This window comes from Psychroflexus salinarum (assembly GCF_042677225.1).
GTDB classification, from domain to species: Bacteria; Bacteroidota; Bacteroidia; order Flavobacteriales; family Flavobacteriaceae; genus Psychroflexus; species Psychroflexus salinarum.
The window spans coordinates 1-17593 of record NZ_JBHTIV010000006.1; the positions used below are offsets into that span (position 1 = coordinate 1).

The 17593-nt window shown below is 34.7% G+C and carries 16 protein-coding genes; 6 read left to right on the forward strand and 10 right to left on the reverse strand.

All coding sequences use genetic code 11. From position 1 onward, the window contains the following. Window positions 1-116: 116 nt before the first annotated feature. From ACFQ0R_RS05825 to ACFQ0R_RS05840, 4 genes are all read right to left on the reverse strand, one after another. Window positions 117-941 (reverse strand): SDR family oxidoreductase, encoded by an 825-nt coding sequence (locus ACFQ0R_RS05825; protein WP_379657450.1) that lies wholly within the window; start codon window positions 939-941, stop codon window positions 117-119. A gap of 14 nt (window positions 942-955) precedes the next feature. Continuing rightward, window positions 956-1927, reverse strand: a complete 972-nt coding sequence (locus tag ACFQ0R_RS05830; RefSeq protein ID WP_379657451.1) for a 3-oxoacyl-ACP synthase III family protein — start codon at window positions 1925-1927, stop codon at window positions 956-958. 105 nt (window positions 1928-2032) lie between these two features. Further along, the gene (gene cysM, locus ACFQ0R_RS05835; protein ID WP_379657452.1) at window positions 2033-2920 is read right to left on the reverse strand and encodes a cysteine synthase CysM; all 888 of its coding nucleotides are present in this window, start codon (window positions 2918-2920) and stop codon (window positions 2033-2035) included. Next, a complete protein-coding gene (locus tag ACFQ0R_RS05840) occupies window positions 2913-3716 on the reverse strand; it encodes a serine O-acetyltransferase (RefSeq protein ID WP_379657453.1) in 804 nt (267 codons plus the stop codon). Before ACFQ0R_RS05840 ends, cysM begins: the two co-directional genes overlap by 8 nt. 165 nt (window positions 3717-3881) lie before the next feature. Between ACFQ0R_RS05840 and ACFQ0R_RS05845 the strand changes: the two genes are divergently transcribed. Continuing rightward, window positions 3882-4931: a flavin monoamine oxidase family protein gene (locus ACFQ0R_RS05845; RefSeq protein WP_379657454.1), complete on the forward strand. Its 1050-nt coding sequence runs from the start codon at window positions 3882-3884 to the stop codon at window positions 4929-4931. Here the strand turns inward: ACFQ0R_RS05845 and folK are convergent. Next, window positions 4923-6065, reverse strand: a complete 1143-nt coding sequence (gene folK, locus ACFQ0R_RS05850) for a 2-amino-4-hydroxy-6-hydroxymethyldihydropteridine diphosphokinase (RefSeq protein WP_379657455.1) — start codon at window positions 6063-6065, stop codon at window positions 4923-4925. The two genes, ACFQ0R_RS05845 and folK, sit on opposite strands and share 9 nt — an antisense overlap. A gap of 113 nt (window positions 6066-6178) precedes the next feature. On the opposite strand from folK, the gene ACFQ0R_RS05855 reads away from it, so the two are divergent. The 5 genes from ACFQ0R_RS05855 to ACFQ0R_RS05875 all read left to right on the forward strand — a co-directional run bounded on the left by ACFQ0R_RS05855 (window position 6179) and on the right by ACFQ0R_RS05875 (window position 11479). Then, window positions 6179-6868: a queuosine precursor transporter gene (locus ACFQ0R_RS05855; protein WP_379657456.1), complete on the forward strand. Its 690-nt coding sequence runs from the start codon at window positions 6179-6181 to the stop codon at window positions 6866-6868. An 89-nt stretch (window positions 6869-6957) separates the two neighbouring features. Next, the gene (locus ACFQ0R_RS05860) at window positions 6958-9549 is read left to right on the forward strand and encodes an AsmA-like C-terminal region-containing protein (RefSeq protein ID WP_379657457.1); all 2592 of its coding nucleotides are present in this window, start codon (window positions 6958-6960) and stop codon (window positions 9547-9549) included. 24 nt (window positions 9550-9573) lie between these two features. Further along, on the forward strand, window positions 9574-9957 hold the full coding sequence (locus tag ACFQ0R_RS05865; RefSeq protein ID WP_379657458.1) for a hypothetical protein: 384 nt from the start codon (window positions 9574-9576) through the stop codon (window positions 9955-9957). Between the two features lie 45 nt (window positions 9958-10002). Then, complete coding sequence (locus ACFQ0R_RS05870) at window positions 10003-10881, forward strand: HAEPLYID family protein (RefSeq protein ID WP_379657459.1); 879 nt, start codon at window positions 10003-10005, stop codon at window positions 10879-10881. A 49-nt stretch (window positions 10882-10930) separates the two neighbouring features. After that, window positions 10931-11479, forward strand: coding sequence for a hypothetical protein (locus ACFQ0R_RS05875; RefSeq protein WP_379657460.1), 549 nt, complete (start codon window positions 10931-10933; stop codon window positions 11477-11479). On the opposite strand, the gene ACFQ0R_RS05880 is transcribed toward ACFQ0R_RS05875, so the two are convergent. The 5 genes from ACFQ0R_RS05880 to udk all read right to left on the reverse strand — a co-directional run bounded on the left by ACFQ0R_RS05880 (window position 11480) and on the right by udk (window position 17581). Then, window positions 11480-13006 carry a GH3 family domain-containing protein gene (locus ACFQ0R_RS05880; protein ID WP_379657461.1) on the reverse strand — a complete coding sequence of 509 codons (1527 nt, stop codon included), beginning with the start codon at window positions 13004-13006 and terminating at the stop codon, window positions 11480-11482. Window positions 13007-13097: 91 nt separating this feature from the next. Further along, on the reverse strand, window positions 13098-15224 hold the full coding sequence (gene scpA / locus ACFQ0R_RS05885) for a methylmalonyl-CoA mutase (protein WP_379657462.1): 2127 nt from the start codon (window positions 15222-15224) through the stop codon (window positions 13098-13100). A gap of 1 nt (window position 15225) precedes the next feature. Continuing rightward, the gene (locus ACFQ0R_RS05890) at window positions 15226-16629 is read right to left on the reverse strand and encodes a methylmalonyl-CoA mutase subunit beta (RefSeq protein WP_379657463.1); all 1404 of its coding nucleotides are present in this window, start codon (window positions 16627-16629) and stop codon (window positions 15226-15228) included. Next, window positions 16622-16954, reverse strand: a complete 333-nt coding sequence (locus ACFQ0R_RS05895) for an FtsB family cell division protein (protein ID WP_379657464.1) — start codon at window positions 16952-16954, stop codon at window positions 16622-16624. The genes ACFQ0R_RS05890 and ACFQ0R_RS05895 overlap by 8 nt, the downstream gene beginning before the upstream one ends. A gap of 18 nt (window positions 16955-16972) precedes the next feature. Next, complete coding sequence (gene udk / locus ACFQ0R_RS05900) at window positions 16973-17581, reverse strand: uridine kinase (protein WP_379657465.1); 609 nt, start codon at window positions 17579-17581, stop codon at window positions 16973-16975. Window positions 17582-17593: the final 12 nt, after the last annotated feature.

The window sequence follows — 17593 nt, forward strand, 5'->3', positions numbered from 1 at the left end:
GGAACGCTTAAACTCTTCCGAAAAACTACGCTGCTTTTGAATTAATTTTACATTGGCTTTCATATAAATTGACTTTAAGTGGTCAACCTATATCAGGGACGTACATTATATTACTATTAACCCATAATATTATACCCTCCGTCCACGTGCCTTATTTCACCGGTAATTCTGCCGTTAGGTCTTAACAGGTGTAATACTTCATGCGCTAAATCTTCTGGCAGAGCATTACCCAGAGGACTCTTGCGATGTGCGTGTTCGACATCTTTTTGGTTTAGCGTTGCATTCCCAGCTTTACTTCCCATATAAGGGGAAAACCTAATGCAGTTCACCCGCGTGCCGTTTTTTCTACCCATTTCATCGGCAAGTTCAACAGTTATCCGTTCCAAAGCTGCTTTCGCGATGCTGATATTTCGGTAGGGGTGAAAAGTGACTTTTGAAGCAGCAATATAACTCAGAGAACAAATGGATGCATCGGCATTCAAAAGGTTATTTTTGAAAAGATGGCTTGTAAGGCTTATCAAGGAAAAAGCTGACACTTCCATGGTGTCACAAAACTCTTTAAAAGTGACATCCAATAGAGGCTTAACTACTTTATTTCTAATGGTTTTATCCATAGCTATTGCATGTAAAAAGCCGTCAACTTTCATTCCTTTAGACTTTAATGTCTCGCAGAAATCTTCTATGCTTTTTTCTAAGGACACATCTAAAATTTCTGTTGGTGTGTCTTTTCCTAATTCTTGATGAACACTATCTTGAAAATCTTTAAAATTTTGATTTAAGAAGGATTTAGCCTTGTCTGATAAGTCTTCGTGAAATTTACTCACACCTAAACCTGTACATATAACCTCACCTCCGTTTTCTTTTATTTTTTTTGCCACATACATGGCTAGTGAATGTTCATCTGCAATTCCTGTGATGAGATATGTTTTTCCTTTTAGCATTTTTTGAATTTTATTTACCATTTATAAAGTGCAGTTCCCCAAGTCCAGCCAGCTCCGACGGCTGCAAACAAGAGTAAATCACTTTCCTTAAATTTGTTTGCTTTATGTACCTCGTCTAATACTAAAGGAATCGTAGCACCAGAAGTATTGGCATACCTATCCATATTAGTCATCACTTTTTCAAAGGGCATATCGATTTTTTTTGCAATAGTTTTTAAGATTCCAATGCTAGGCTGGTGTGGAATCATAAAACTAATATCTTCAACTGAAGTATTTGTCTTTTCTAAAAGTTCATTTATAGACTCCGGAACAACTTCGGTTGCCGTATCAAAAACCTCTTTTCCATTCATCTGGAAATAATGCATTCTGTTCTCTATGGTTTCGTTTGAAGCGGGAGTTTCAGAACCTCCACCCGGAATAGTGAAATGCTCTTTTCCACGTCCATCAGAATGTAAATTGAAATCAATGAAGCCTTTGTCTTCTTCAGTTTTACTCAAAACTAAGGCACCAGCTCCATCCCCAAAAAATACAGAATCTCTGCGTTCCCAATCTATAATATTTGAAAACGTATCTGCACCAATGACCAATACATTATTATAAACCCCATTTTTTACAAACTGATGTCCTACAGAAATTGTGAACAATGCTCCAGAGCATACAGCGGCAACATCAAAAGCTACAGCATTAAAAGCTTTCATTTTTTCCTGTACAAAACACGCACAAGATGGAGCTTGTCGGTCTGGAGTTGTAGTTGCTACAATTATAAGATCAATATCCTCAACTTTTAAATTTGCATTTTCTACTGCATCCAATCCTGCTTTGTAAGCAAGATCACTAGTTGTTTCATCTTCAACAATGCGACGTTCTTTAATTCCAAGTTTGTTAAAAATCCACTCATCTGAAGAGCCAACTTTTTCAAAAAACGAATTAGGGACTACTTTTGGCGGCACATAAGCACCAGTTCCACTTATAAATACATTATGCATAGACGTTTATTTATGCGTTAAGTGGCGAAATTTAAGTTTTTAAATGAATTTTAAGAATGAATCTCTTATAAGTCTTTAAATTTTAACATTTATCCTGTTCAAATGTTAGGATTCAAACAAGTCAGATGATAAATAACGGTCACCTCTGTCACATATAATGCTAACAACGACACCTTGTTCCAGGCTTTCACAAAGCTTTACCGCAGCAGCTGTAGCACCACCAGAGCTCATTCCAGAAAAGATGCCTTCTTTTTCAGCCAGATACCTAGCCATTTCTCTAGACTCATCTTCATTGACTTCATAAATATGATCTACTCGTTTTGGGTCATATATTTTAGGTAGATATTCATCAGGCCATTTTCGAATACCTGGAATTTTTGTTCCTTCAGCTGGATGAACACCCACAAGTTGAATATCTTTGTTTTTCTCTTTTAGAAACCTCGAAGTTCCCATAATGGTACCTGTAGTCCCCATGGAAGATACAAAATGCGTTATTTTTTGATTAGTGTCACGCCAGACTTCAGGCCCTGTAGTTTTGTAATGAGCTTTCCAGTTGTCTTCATTTGCAAACTGATTGAACATATAGTAATTCCCGCTCTCTACTTTTTCTTCGGCATAATCTCTGGAATACATAATTCCCTTATCACCATCGGTAAGTGTAACTTTAGCTCCATAAGCCATCATGGTTTGCACCCGTTCTTGAGTCGCATTTTCTGGCATTACTAATTCAATGTCCAATCCAAAAATTCCTGCGACCATAGCAAGCGCAATTCCCGTATTTCCACTTGTAGGTTCTATAAGTTTAGTGTTTCGATCAATGTCACCACGTTTCATTGCTGATTTGATCATATTATAGGCCGCACGATCTTTGACACTTCCTCCAGGGTTTTGACCTTCTAATTTTAGATATAACTTGACATTCGGATTTTTTACTAAAGTTTTAGCCTCTACTATTGGCGTATTTCCTATAAGGTTTAATATGCTTTTACTCATGATTTTTATTTTCGTTTATTTTTACCATAGATTTATGTGAAACAGTGGAATGACCAGGTATGGATTTGGTTAACCAAACATTTCCACCGATAGTTGAGCCTTCACCAATAACAGTTTTACCACCAAGAATGGTAGCGTTAGCATAAATGGTAACATCGCTTTTAATGGTAGGGTGTCTTTTCTGGTGTTTCAAAGTTTTATCCACCGATAAAGCTCCGAGTGTAACTCCCTGATATATTTTCACTCTGTCCTCAATTTCTGAAGTTTCACCAATAACAACACCTGTAGCATGATCTATAAAAAATGGATTTCCAATTTTAGCTCCGGGATTGATATCGGTTCCAGTTGAAGTGTGAGCACATTCAGACATTAACCGTGGCACGATGGGTAAACCAAATTCTAGTAAAGCATGACTTAATCTGTAAATTGCTATAGCGTAAAATCCGGGATAAGCCAAGTATACTTCATCTATTGAATTGGCTGCAGGATCATTTTCTTTAATAAAGCAAGCGTCGTTATTCAGTTTCTGGAGAATATCGGGTAGTTTTTTCATGAAATCTGTCCAAATTTCTCGACAAGGATCTTCTTCCTTAAAGCAAACTAAATCTGCCAGATTTTTGAATTGCTTTTCCAATTCGTTCATACCAGTAGTAACATCTGTTTCTTTATCGAAAAGAGTTAAAAAAAGCTGTTCTGTAAATTTTACAGTTTCACTTTTAATTCGATATAAGTTTGAAACTTTTATTTTTTCAACTTCTATCTTTTTAATAATATCTTGTTTGAGTTTAGATGCCATAAAACTAATTTAAACAATTAAGAGTTTTTTCTCAAAATTGTTTTAAGATGTGAAAGTAAGAGTTCAATCGCTAAGTACATCTTTCAACCGTCAATTTTAAATTTACTTTACAATATTTGAATAAGTAAACATGATATTAAAATAGATATTTGCATTAAAAACCAGATGCCAAAAGTTTTAATAGTAGGAGCAGGATTAAGCGGATTAACTACAGCTTATGCTTTAGAAAACTCAAATTTTGATGTAGAAATTCTTGAAGCTAGACCAAGACTCGGTGGTCGAATTTACACTCTTAAAGATAAAAACTATAATTTAGAACTGGGTGCTACTTGGTTTGGGCTTCAGCATACAAGTCTTTTGGCGTTGATTAAGCAATTAGAAATTCCATATAAACACCAGGAAAATGGAAGAGAAGCGATTTATGATTTTAGACCCAAAGGGAACTTAGAACGTTTTCAAATCCCAAAACAAGGACCTCCTACATATAAAATTATAGGAGGCACGTCTTCGCTTATAGATAAATTACATCAAGAAATATCAGCATCTATCCATTATAAAGAAGTTGTAAACTCCGTAAAATTCGATAATCATTTTATAGTTGAAACTGAACACAACCAGTTTAAAGCTGATTATCTAGTCATAAGTATTCCTACCCAATTGTTAGCTCATACTATTGAATTTGAGCCGAGTTTACCTGAATCTTTCAAAGTTTTATTATCTAAAACTCATACGTGGATGTCAGATTCCATAAAGTTTTCAGTGGCATTCGATTCAGGATTTTGGAAAAACGAAAGATTCATTGGTACTTTGATGAGTCAACATCAAATCATTCAAGAAATGTATGATCACAGCGATATGGACGATTTACAAAATGCACTTGTCGGGTTTTTAAACTCAAGTTATTCAGTGCTTTCTGAAAAAGAGAGAAAAGCCCAGTTTTTAAAACAATTGGAAGGTATTTTTTCCAACAATACTAGTTCTATTTCGACATACGCCGATGTCAATTGGAGAAATGAAAAATATACAATCCATGAAGAAGCTGAATCTCTTGTGCCGCATCAAAACAATGGAAACGCAAGATTAAGACAGGTCTTTTTTGATGAAAGACTATTCTTTTCAGCTTCCGAAACAGCCGCTCAAACTCCTGGATATATGGATGGTGCTGTTCACCGAGGAATGGAGGTAGCAGATTTACTTTTGAAAAAGCTAGTATGAAGCCTTTGTGTTAATTTCTGAAATTTTCTCTAGTAGATATAAATAATCTTCTCTATTGTCAACAAAATCTAAATCTGAAATATCTATGATTTTCACATCAATTTTATTTTGTGAGTTGAAAAAGTTTAAATAGCCTTCATGTATATTTCTGAGGTAATCTGGTGATATATTTTGTTCGTAATCTCGACCTCTTTTTTTGATATTGCTTAACAGACGCTCTACATTTTGATAGAGATATACATAAACGTCAGGTTTAGGCACATCACTATACATGATATTGAATATCTTTTTGTACAAAGCGTATTCATCTTCCTGAAGCGTGACTTTTGAGAAAATAAGTGATTTATTGGGGTTATAATCTGAAATCGCAAAGTCTGTAAATAAGTCTAATTGTGAGATATCGTCCATCAATTGATGATGACGATCTGCCAGAAATGACATTTCCAGAGGAAAAGCAAAGCGTGTCTGGTCTTCATAAAATTTAGGTAAAAAAGGATTATCCTTGAAGCGTTCTAAAATCAATTTACCGTTAAAATCTTCAGCAATCATTTCAGCTAGACTCGTTTTTCCAGAACCTATATTACCTTCGATTGTCAAATAATTCACCTGTCTAAATTCGGCTTTTCTAGGTTGAAGTTTATCGGTAATTGGTTCAATAGACGAATCATCTTTACTATTCTGTATTAACGATGAAATAGGTTGATTTAAAGTAGGATGAATCATTTCCGGGACCAAATTAGCTAAAGGATACAATACAAAATTTCTCTCAGTAAGTTTTGGATGTGGAATAGTGAGTTGATTAGTTTCAATAGTTGTATTGCCGTAAAACAAAATGTCGAGATCTATTGACCTAGCCTGGTAGCCCTTTTTATTTGATCTTATTCTACCTAGATTTTGCTCAATTTTCAAAAGTTTTTCTAAAGTAACTTCAGCAGAAAACCTAGTTTTTACTTCTATAACAGCATTTAAAAAATCATCACTTTCAAATCCCCATGCTGGTGTTTTATATACTTCTGAAACTCTCGTTACATCTCCTATTGATTTATAAATTTCTTCAGTAGATTGCTTGAGCCAATTCAATTTGTCGCCTTGGTTACTTCCTAAAGCTATATAAGTAGTGATGGTGCTATTCAATTTGTTAAGAAAATTTTAATGAATATTGATTTACAATCAACTGCGAAATTGGTTAATTCCAAAAATTTACAGCTTAAATTTGTCACAAAGGTAAATATCAAATCCATATATTATTGACGGCATTACAAAAACTTTCAGCAGAGCGAATCTATCTTATACTGGCAGCTTTATTCATTACTTCTTTAGTAGTTTCTAATCTAATTTTTCAAAAATTCTTTTATTGGGATTTTTTTGGTTTATACAGATTTGAAATATCTGTAGGTGTTTTACCTTACCCTATCACGTTTTTAATAACTGACTCTATTAGCGAAATTTACGGAAAGGAAAAGGCAAATCAAGTTGTCACTATTGGAATATTCGCTTCTATATTTTCACTTCTTATTATTCTCGTTGCAAATGCAGTCCCTTCGACGACCTGGTCACCCATTGGCGATGAAGTTTTTGATAATGTATTTGGTGCGACAACCATTGCCGTCGCCGCCTCCATGATGGCTTATTTATTAGCTCAATACGTCGATATTTATGTCTATCATTTCTGGAAAAAACTGACTAAGGGAAAATACCTTTGGCTAAGAAACAACTTCTCAACATTTACCTCTCAATTTGTAGATACATTTTCCGTGGTTTTTTTACTTACTGTTTTTGGCCAACTGGACTGGTCTTTGTTTGGGGGCTTACTCTTAAGTGGTTTCCTTTTTAAAGTACTCATAGCGCTTTTTGATACTCCTTTTTTGTATCTCATAGTTTATATATTTCGAAAGAAATTTCAGCTTAAACCAAATGAAGAGCTTACCGAATTTTAATTTTTTCAACTTGAACAAATCTAAATTTTAATTCTTTTTTTGGTATAAAGGAAAAGGCTTTACGTAATTTTATCTTTAAATTATTAATTATGAAAAAGGCTTTAAAGATTATAGGAGTGGTTCTTTTAGTTATCATCATTGCTTTATTTCTTACTCCAATTTTATTTAAAGGGAGCATAGAAAAAATGGTGAAGAAAACAGCAAACGATAATGTGAATGCACAGGTAGAATGGTCATCTTTAGATTTAAGTTTGTTCAGGAATTTTCCAAATGCTAGTTTGAGTTTAGAAGATGTATGTGTAATCAATAAAGCTCCTTTTGAAGGTGATACTTTAGTGTATGCGAAAGAATTTGATTTAGCTATGGGAATTATGCAGCTGTTTAAAGATGAGGGTTTAAGTATCGACCAGATTTATTTGAACGAAGCTTTTATCAATGTAAAGATTGATTCTCTTGGAAATACAAATTATGATATAGCTAAAACTTCTGAATCCAGTGAAACCTCACCCGCTAAAGGTGAAGAACCTTTTCAGCTCAACTTAAATCATTACGAAATCAATTCGTCTAAAATCAATTATCTAGATGAAAGTGGAAAAATATTCTTAAAACTAAAAGACTTTAATCATACTGGTGATGGTGATTTCACTGCTTCCGTGTTTACACTCGAAACCCATACAGATTCTAAAATTTCTTTTGATTTTGACGGAACTAATTATTTAAGGAACAATTCTATCGTTTTAGATGCAGACCTGGAAATGGATTTAGAAAACATGAAATTTACTTTTCTAGATAATGAGGCTGTTGTAAATCAACTTCCCTTAGAATTTGAAGGTTACGTTCAGGTCTTTGAAGATTATAATGATATTGACCTTCAGTTTTCTACACCATCTTCAGATTTTAAAAACTTTTTGGCCTTAATTCCTGAAGCCTACGCAAGTAACCTAGATGGTGTCAACACAACAGGCGATTTTCAACTGGAAGGTTTGATAAAAGGTAGAGTAGATGAGCAGTATATCCCCAAGTTAGATATTTCAGCTTCAAGTTCTAATGCGTCTTTTCAATATCCAGACCTGCCTAAAAAAGTGGAGGATATTTCACTTAATCTAGAGATTAAAAATGAAACCGGACTTGTTGATGATACATTTATCAATTTTAACGATGTCAAATTCAGAATAGATGAGGATCGTTTTGTAGGAAGTGGCTCTGTGAAAAATCTCACCTCGAACATGCTTATAGATCTAAAAGCTGATGGAAGATTGAACTTGGCTAATATTTCTAAGGCTTATCCAGTTGACTTAGAGCAAGAACTAAGCGGTTTTCTAGATGCAGATTTGACAGCCAATTTTGATATGAATTCTATTGAACGTGAAGCTTATAAAAATGTGAAGGCCAATGGTTCCATGAAACTTTCCAAGTTTGATTATGCTTCACCAGAACTTGCTAAACCTCTGCATATTGAAGTCGCTACAGTAGACTTTACAACCGATGCGGTGAGATTGAACAATTTTGAAATGACAGCTGGCTCTACAGATTTAAAAATGACTGGTGATTTAACCAACCTGCTGGGTTTTGCATTTTCAGACCAAGCATTGAAAGGCAGCTTTAATGCCACATCAAATAGTTTTGATGTAGCAGATTTTATGGTAGAAGATGAAGTGACTTCAGAAACAGCATCAAGCTCATCGGCCGAAGCTATAAAAATTCCAGGATTTTTAGATATTCTATTAAATTTTGATGCTAAAAGTGTAAAATATGATAATCTAACTTTGAAAAACGCTAAGGGTAGTCTTGCTTTAAAAGATGAGAAGGCTGTTTTGAATAATGTCAATGCAGATATATTTGGAGGAAATATTAAGCTTGACGGCATTGTATCTACTGCCGATTCTCCAAACTTTGACATGAAATTGAGTCTCAATACTATCAAGATTTTAGAAGCTTTCCAGCAAATGGAGTTAGTCAAAGGACTGGCGCCAATAGCTCAAGCGCTTAATGGTATTGCTAGCTCAGAAATTGCATTGAAAGGTAACCTCACCAGAGATTTAATGCCTATTTATACATCGCTTTCCGGTAATGCTTTGGCCAAAATAATAAGTGCCCAAGTAGAACAAAATAAAATGCCTCTGGTGTCTAACCTTAATAATCAATTTCAGTTTTTTGATTTTGATAAGTTGAAGGTGAATGATTTGATTGCAAAATTGAAATTTGAAGATGGGGCGATAAGCACTGAAGATTTTGATTTTAAATTGGACGATGTAAATGTCATGGTATCTGGTAGTCATAATTTTGATAACACCATGAATTACAATCTAAAATTCAATGTACCAGCAAAATACTTTGGAGATGAAGTTGGAGGGAAATTAGCTCAACTTAGCGATACAGATATAAGTGAAATGAATGTAGCTGTTCCTGTATCTTTATCTGGAAGCTTTAAAAATCCTAAAATACAGGTAAATACTCAGAACGCCATCCAAAGCTTAACTCAAAAATTGATTGAAGTTCAAAAAGAAAAGGCCAAACAAACTATTACCGATAAGGCTGGAGAACAAATCAATAAGCTCCTAGGCGGCGGCAAAAGCAAAGACAGTACTGCAACAGACAGCACTAAAACCAAAGAAGAGGTTCTTAAAGATAAGGTTAAAGATATTTTTGGAGGATTTACTAACAAGAAGAAGAATAATTAGAATTTTCAATTTATATTATAGTTGATGTTTAATCTTATAAGAAACGGTTGTCTGGGTAAAAACATTCTGGGGTTTTTAATACTTGTGTTTTTAAACTCAAGTATTAATGCACCGGATATATACTTAAAAACGATAGATTATAACGAGCAGGAAACAATTATAGAACTTATAGTTGAAAAAGGTTTGGGTTTTGAAGACGCTATAAGAGAACAGGGACATGATAACGAACTCCCAGAAAAGTCAGCTTCAAAAAAAGTTCAACTAGACCTAATTTATAACTCATATAGTTCTGATTTTTTATCTTTTAATTTTAATACTAAAGATAGTTTGGCTATTAACTATTCAGACTTAATATATAGTCAAAATCATTCAAAAATATTTTTACCGCCTCCAGAATTTAGAGTTTAAAATCAAATTTTTTAAAATTCATTTTAACTCAAATTCATTAAAACAATGTCAACACAACTTTCATTGAGAATAGCCTTATCCTCAATATTCATCATATGTTCTACTTCTGTATTTAGTCAAATTACAAAACAAGAAAAAGATAGTATTTATATAGCAGAAACCGAAGAACAAGAAAACTTACCAGCCAAAGTTCTGCATGCAGAACCACTTTATATTGATCTGATTAGGGATCTCGGAGCTAGGAAAGGGGAGCGTGAATGGAACCTTGGCTTTGGTATTAAGGACAATAACAATTACGAAGAATACGAAACTTTAATAGAGTATGAATGGGCTGTAATAGATCGTTTAGGGTTGGAAGTAGAACTTCCGTTTACATTTTATTATGACAGACGTGGAGTATCCAATGGTGAAAATAGTTTGCCAAGTAGTAAATTAGAGGGTCTACAGTTAGCTGCTCAATATACATTTCTTGTCGATCCTAAATACAATTTATCTATGGCGGGAGGTTATCTTCATAAATTTACCATGAATGCTTTTGACAATTATAATTCGAGTCGTTTGTTCACTGGAAACTTAATGAGTCCATTTATGGTTGTTGCTAAACGGTTTGGGACAAACTTCCATTCATTAATTTACACTGGACCAGTATGGGAAAGAGGATTTAGCGGTTTTGAAAACGAATTTTTCTATCAGATAAATACGAGTTTTCATTATATGATTACAGGAACTCGTAACTTTATTGGTTTAGAAATCAATAAAATTATAATTGATGGTAATTTGGAAACTACTTTGAGGCCTCAGATGAGATTGGGGATTTCAGATCATTTAATGATTGGTATTGTAACAGGGGTTCCTATTGAAGCAAATAATGATCGTTTCAGTACATTTTTTAGATTAATTTATGAGCCAAAAACTAAGCATTAACCTTTTTATTTTAGTTATTTTACAATTTATAATTCACCTAAGCTATAGTATGAAAGCTCAAAAATACCATATTTATCCAGAGTCTATAAAAAATGAAATTGAGGTTGCTTTGGATCATTTTCCACAATTGAAAGATGTTAAGATCACATTTAAATTCAAATCTGATATTAAAAAATCTACGATGCAGGCTCAGCCTAGGTTTAAAAGTTTATTTAAACCTAGGTCAAAACGAGAATACTATATTTTTATAAGCGAAAAATTCAAAATTTCTGATAAGGAGTTCAAAACTATAAATGTCCCACCAGATGTAATGACAGGCTGGATAGGGCATGAGCTGGGACATATTTTGGATTACGAAAATCGAAGTGTTTTAAATCTGATTTGGTTTGGAATCAGATATTTGTATATGGAAAAACATATTATAGAAGCCGAACGAGCTGCAGATACTTTTGCAGTTAATCAAGGAATGGAAGAATATATTCTAAAGACTAAGAATTTTATACTTGATCATGCAGCTATTGATGAAAACTACAAAAAGCGAATAAAAAGGTTTTACTTATCACCAGAGGAAATCATGCAAATTGTACAAGAGCGCTAATTAATGCTCTTGTACAAATTTTTCCCAGTCTTCAAATTTCTCTTCATTCATTACCCGTTCCATTTTTACTTGGCCACCTTTCTTTTTATTTCTAGCGTTCCATTCGTAAAAAACTTCAGGTTTTATAAGATTTACTTTTACACCTTTTAGAGCTTTAGTTCTTGCTACTTTATAATTTTTATTAGCAGCTTGTAAAGCTTCATCAAGAGCATCTGCCACTTTTGAAGTATCTAAGTCTGTGGTTGAAGCACCGAGATACCAAAAGTGATAAAATTCTCCATCCTCAGCACGTTTTGCACAAATGGTATACTCTGAAATGTCTACATCAAACTGCTCTTCTAACTCTTTCATGGCAGCATCCATTTTATTCACAGAAAGCTGAGAACCGACTGTATTTAAGAAGAATTTGGTTCTCCCAGTGATTTTGATTTCTGCTTTTTCTATATCGGTAAATTGAATGGTATCTCCAATGCTATAGCGCCAGGCACCACTCACTGTACTTACTAATAGAACATAATCTTTATCGAGTTCTACATCTTCTATACTAATACTTGGAGAGTCTGGTTTTAAGGAACCATCTTGGTTGATATATTCTGGCTGGAAAGGTACAAACTCAAAAAAGATTCCGTTATCGGTCAAAAGTTGCATTGAATCTGTTTCTGGTCTGGTCTGTAAGGCAATAAATCCTTCTGAAGCTAAATAGGTATCAATCACTTCAACTGGGTTACCAGTTAAACGTTTAAAGCTTTTTTCATATGGACCAAAAGCTACGCCACCAGAAGTGTACACTTTTAAATTAGGCCAGATGTCATGAATGTTGTCAACCTTGTGATAGTCAATTACTTTTTCCATCATAAGTTCCATCCATGATGGAATTCCACTTAAGGCGCCGATATCCCAATTTTTAGCATTTTCGGCTATTTTTTGAACGCGTTCATCCCAATCATCAATTTTTGAAATTTCCTCACCAGGTTTATAAAAACCACGGAACCAAAATGGTATTCTACTTGCACTAATTCCACTAATTTCTCCTTCTACGTGATTATTATTTTTTTCAAGATTGGTAGAGCTTCCCAACATCATGATTTCCTTTTCAAAAAAATCGGCAGGTAATTTGAAGTTTTCCATCGCCAAAACCTGCTTGATTCCTGCGTTTTTAATAGCTTCAATCATGTCATCGGTTACAGGAATTCGCTTACTGGTTTTTCCTGTCGTCCCAGAACTCAAAGCAAAATAATTTGGATGTCCAGGCCAGGTCACGTCGTCCTTACCTTCATGAAGTTTGTACCACCACTCGTTCTGGATTTTTTCATAACTAAAATAAGGAATAGTGGACTTGAATTCTTTATAAGGATTTTCAGAGTCTAATACTTTGGAAAACTCATAGTGTTTTCCAAATTCTGTATGCTTAGCTTTCTCTAATAAATAAATTAAAGTTTCTTTTTGATTTTTGACGTGATCAGTTTCAGAAGAAATTGAATTTCTGAGGTTGATAACGCCTTTTATAAGATTTCCTATAATAGCCATGACGCGATTGGTTTTATGCTAAACTAAGATTTTACCTTTTTTTAATTCTGAATTTCTTATTAAAAAGCTCAAGAAAAAAATCAGATTAATCTTAAAAACTATCATTTAGAATCTCTAAAATTTGAATTGCCGCATCACTTATTCTGCTTCCTGGTCCAAAAACCGCTACAGCACCAGCATCAAATAAAAATTTATAATCTGCAGAAGGAATCACCCCACCTACAATGACCATAATATCTTCTCTTCCAAGTTTTTTGAGTTCAGCAATAACTTCAGGCACCAGTGTTTTATGTCCAGCGGCTAAAGAAGACACACCGAGAATATGAACATCATTTTCTACAGCTTGTCTAGCAGCTTCTTGAGGTGTTTGAAACAACGGACCAATATCCACATCAAAACCAACATCAGCATAGCCAGTGGCTACTACTTTGGCGCCTCTATCATGTCCATCCTGTCCCATTTTGGCAATCATGATTCTTGGTCTTCGACCCTCTTTTTCTGCAAACTCATCTGCTAAGGCTTGCGCTTTACTAAAAGATTTGTCTGTTTTCATCTCTTTGCTATAAACTCCACTGAAGGATTGTATTTTGGCCTGATGCCTTCCATAAACTTTTTCCAAAGCATCACTTATTTCTCCAAGAGTAGCTCTTTCTCTGGCTGCTATGACAGCAGCTTCTAGGAGATTATCATTTTCTTCTTTAGCAATTCGGGTGAGTTCGTTCAAGCTATGTCTAACTTTTTCATCATTGCGTTCTGCTTTGATTTTATCAAGTTTTTCAAGTTGCTGTTTCCTCACCGTTTGGTTATCTACTTCCAAAGTAACGATAGGATCTTCTTTCTTTAATCTATAAGCATTGATGCCAATGATCTTATCGGTTCCACTATCGATTCTAGCTTGTTTTTTTGCAGCGGCTTGTTCTATCCTCAATTTTGGAATTCCAGCTTCAATGGCTTTGGTCATGCCTCCAAGTTCTTCTACTTCTTCTATAAGTTTCCAAGCTTGTTGAGCTATATCATGAGTTAACTTTTCAACATAATAGCTTCCAGCCCAAGGATCTACAGTATTAGTAATTCCTGTTTCTTCTTGCAGGTAAATCTGAGTGTTTCTCGCTATTCTTGCCGAGAAGTCAGTTGGTAAAGCGATAGCTTCATCCAGCGCATTAGTATGCAAACTTTGAGTTCCACCAAAAGCGGCAGCTGTCGCTTCAATACAGGTTCTTGCTACATTATTAAATGGATCTTGTTCTGTAAGTGTCCAGCCACTGGTTTGTGAATGGGTTCTTAAAGCTAAAGATTTAGGATTTTTGGGATTGAATCGTTTTACCAATTTCGCCCAAAGCATTCTTGCGGCTCTCATTTTGGCAATTTCCATAAAGTGGTTCATGCCCACCCCCCAAAAAAAGGAAAGTCTTGGCGCAAACGTGTCAATGTCCATTCCTGCATCCAATCCTTTTTTGATGTATTCCAATCCATCAGCTAGAGTGTAAGCAAGTTCAATATCCGCAGTGGCTCCAGCTTCCTGCATGTGATAACCAGAAATACTGATGCTATTGAATTTGGGCATATTTTGAGATGTAAACTCAAAAATATCAGAAATAATTTTCATCGATGGTGTAGGAGGATAGATGTAGGTATTACGCACCATAAATTCCTTCAAAATGTCATTTTGAATCGTCCCAGAAAGCTGTTCCTGCTTAACACCAGTTTCTTCTGCAGCAGCGATATAAAACGCCATAATCGGTAAAACAGCACCGTTCATAGTCATCGAGACAGACATCTTGTCCAAAGGAATCTGATCAAATAAGACCTTCATATCTTCGATGGTATCGATTGCTACACCTGCTTTCCCCACATCGCCAACAACGCGTTCGTGGTCACTATCGTAACCTCTATGAGTAGGTAAATCAAAAGCTACAGAAAGCCCTTTTTGTCCGGCGGCAAGATTTCGTCTGTAGAAAGCATTACTTTCTTCAGCTGTAGAAAATCCGGCATATTGCCTTATTGTCCAAGGTCTTCTTACATACATAGTCGAGTAGGGGCCTCGTAGATTGGGAGCTAGTCCTGCAACAAAGTCACGGTGTTCTGTCTTATCTAAATCTTCTTTCGAGTAAATAGATTTGATTTTAATCTGCTCTGCGGTTTCAAACTTCGATAACTCGTCTTGTTTCTTACGAGACGCCGACTTTAAAGTCATTTCCTGTATATTCTTTCTTTCCATACTACGCATTTGATTTTGAAGATGGATTCATTTTTTCTTTTTCTAGCCTTTCTTTCTCTATATTCTCTGCTAAACGCCTTTCAAGAATAGGTTCGATAAGAGTTTTTCTTTGATGTTGTTTTAGGAACGGAAAAAGCTCCAGGTCTTGCGACATCTGGTCTTCAAGGTTTTCGTATTTGTTCAATCCAACAAGAGTAAATTTTCCAGTATTGACTTTCGCTTGTTCTTTTTCAGAACTTTCTTTTATTTTCTTCTGAATTTTCCCTTCGAATAACTGATGGATAAAGCCTTTTCCAGCTTCAATCGTTTTAAAGATAGCTAGAGCTTTTTCAGCTAGTTCTTTGGTCAAATTCTCAATGTAATAGGTCCCGTCTACTGGATTCAATACTTTATCAAAATAGCTTTCTTGTTTCAAAATCAGTAATTGATTTCTGGAAATACGTTCTCCAAACTCATTTCGCTTATGAAAAACTTCATCATAAGCTAAATTATTCACCCAGTCTGCGCCACCAAGAATCGCACTCATACATTCCGTGGTGGTGCGTAACATATTCATATTATAATCGTAAATCGTATGATTTCGCTTGCTGGGTTCAGCTATAATGTGAAGTTTTAAGTCAAAATCATATTGGCTAGCCAAACTATTCACCAAGAGTCGGAAGGCTTTCAATTTTGCTATTTCAAAGAAATAATTGGAGCCTTGTGAAATAAGAAGATTGATGTTGATTGAATTCAGCTTTAAATTAGAATCATTCAGAAGGTTTAGATATTCATTAAGGTGAGCCAATCCATAAGCAAGCTGCTGAATGATAAGACCGCCAGAATTTTGGTAAAGTCTGGCATCAACACTAATTTGATTTTTAAAACTTGAAAATTGAATTGTTTTTAAAAACACTTTAAAATCTTCTTTCTGACTTTTAAACCAATTCCCTGAAGAGGATAACTGGTGAACAGGATCAAATCCTAACCATATTTTTTTATTTTGTTTCTTTAAAACAGTATCTAACTTTTCTAAAAACTCAATATCTTGAAATAAAAACTCAACATATAGTGGAGTTTGATCATCACTAAGTGCTTCGAAGAATTTTAATTTCTTGTCATCAGCTTCAGGAATGATAATCCAGAGGCTTTCTGCACCGCGTTCTATTACGTCTTTGGCATTTTCAATGGTAATGTCAACATTTTCGAGATAAAGTTTTTCTGTTACAAACCAGGAAGGTGATTCTGGAAGCGAAAATTCGTAATCATGATCATCAGCGTGATAAAAAGGTTTTATATCGATACCTTCATCAGTAGAATTGACTAAAGTTTCATTATAATCTGCACCTTTCAGGTCAGCTTGTATTTTTTGCTTCCAAGCTTTGGCCGAAACAGGATCAAACTCTTCAAATAATTTTTTACTCATCTTTATCAGTTTTTAAGCTGTCTTCGTATTCGATAATGTAAATGTCTTCATTTGGCCGCTTCATGAAATAAGTTTCTCTGGCAAAACGCTCTATTTCAATACTATCATCCAACTCTTTCAGAATCTGCTTATCATTTTTTATTTCTTCTTGATAATAGGCTTTATTGGCTTTGATTTCTTCAATTTCCTGATTCAATTCTCTGTGAATCAACCACGAGTTGCTGTCCAAAAACAACATCCAAACAATAAAGACCGTGAGCACCAACACATATTTGTTGCTCATAAATTTAAACCAGGGCTTCTTTTTCAGGTCTTTATACTTCATAGTTGTAAGTTACTAAAATTACAGGAGTCTTTCCTTGATAATAGTTTGAACTATGTCTATCGCCACCGTATTGAATCTATTGTTAGGGATAATAATGTCTGCATATTCTTTGGTTGGTTCTATAAATTGCTGATGCATGGGTTTTAAAGTCGATTTGTAGCGATCCAAAACTTCATCGAGATCTCTCCCCCGATCGGTAATATCTCTTTTAAGTCGTCTCATCAAGCGTTCATCGCTATCGGCATGAACAAAAATCTTGATATCAAACATCTCTCTGATGTCGGGATGTGTGAAAATCAAAATTCCTTCTACAATCATCACCTTTCTGGGCTTGGTCGTAATAGTTTCTTGGGTTCTGTTATGTTCTTTGAAAGAATATACAGGCTGCTCAATAGAATTTCCGGATTTCAAAATTTTTAAATGCTCTACTAAAAGATCAAAATCTATGGACTTTGGATGATCAAAATTGATCTTTTTACGTTCTTCCATCGATAAGTGAGACAAATCCTTATAGTAAGAATCCTGATAAATCACATCGACTTCGTCATGTTGCAGTTCGTTTATAATTTGGTTCACCACAGTAGTTTTACCACTTCCGGTTCCCCCAGCAATGCCAATAATGAGCATAAAAATAGGTGT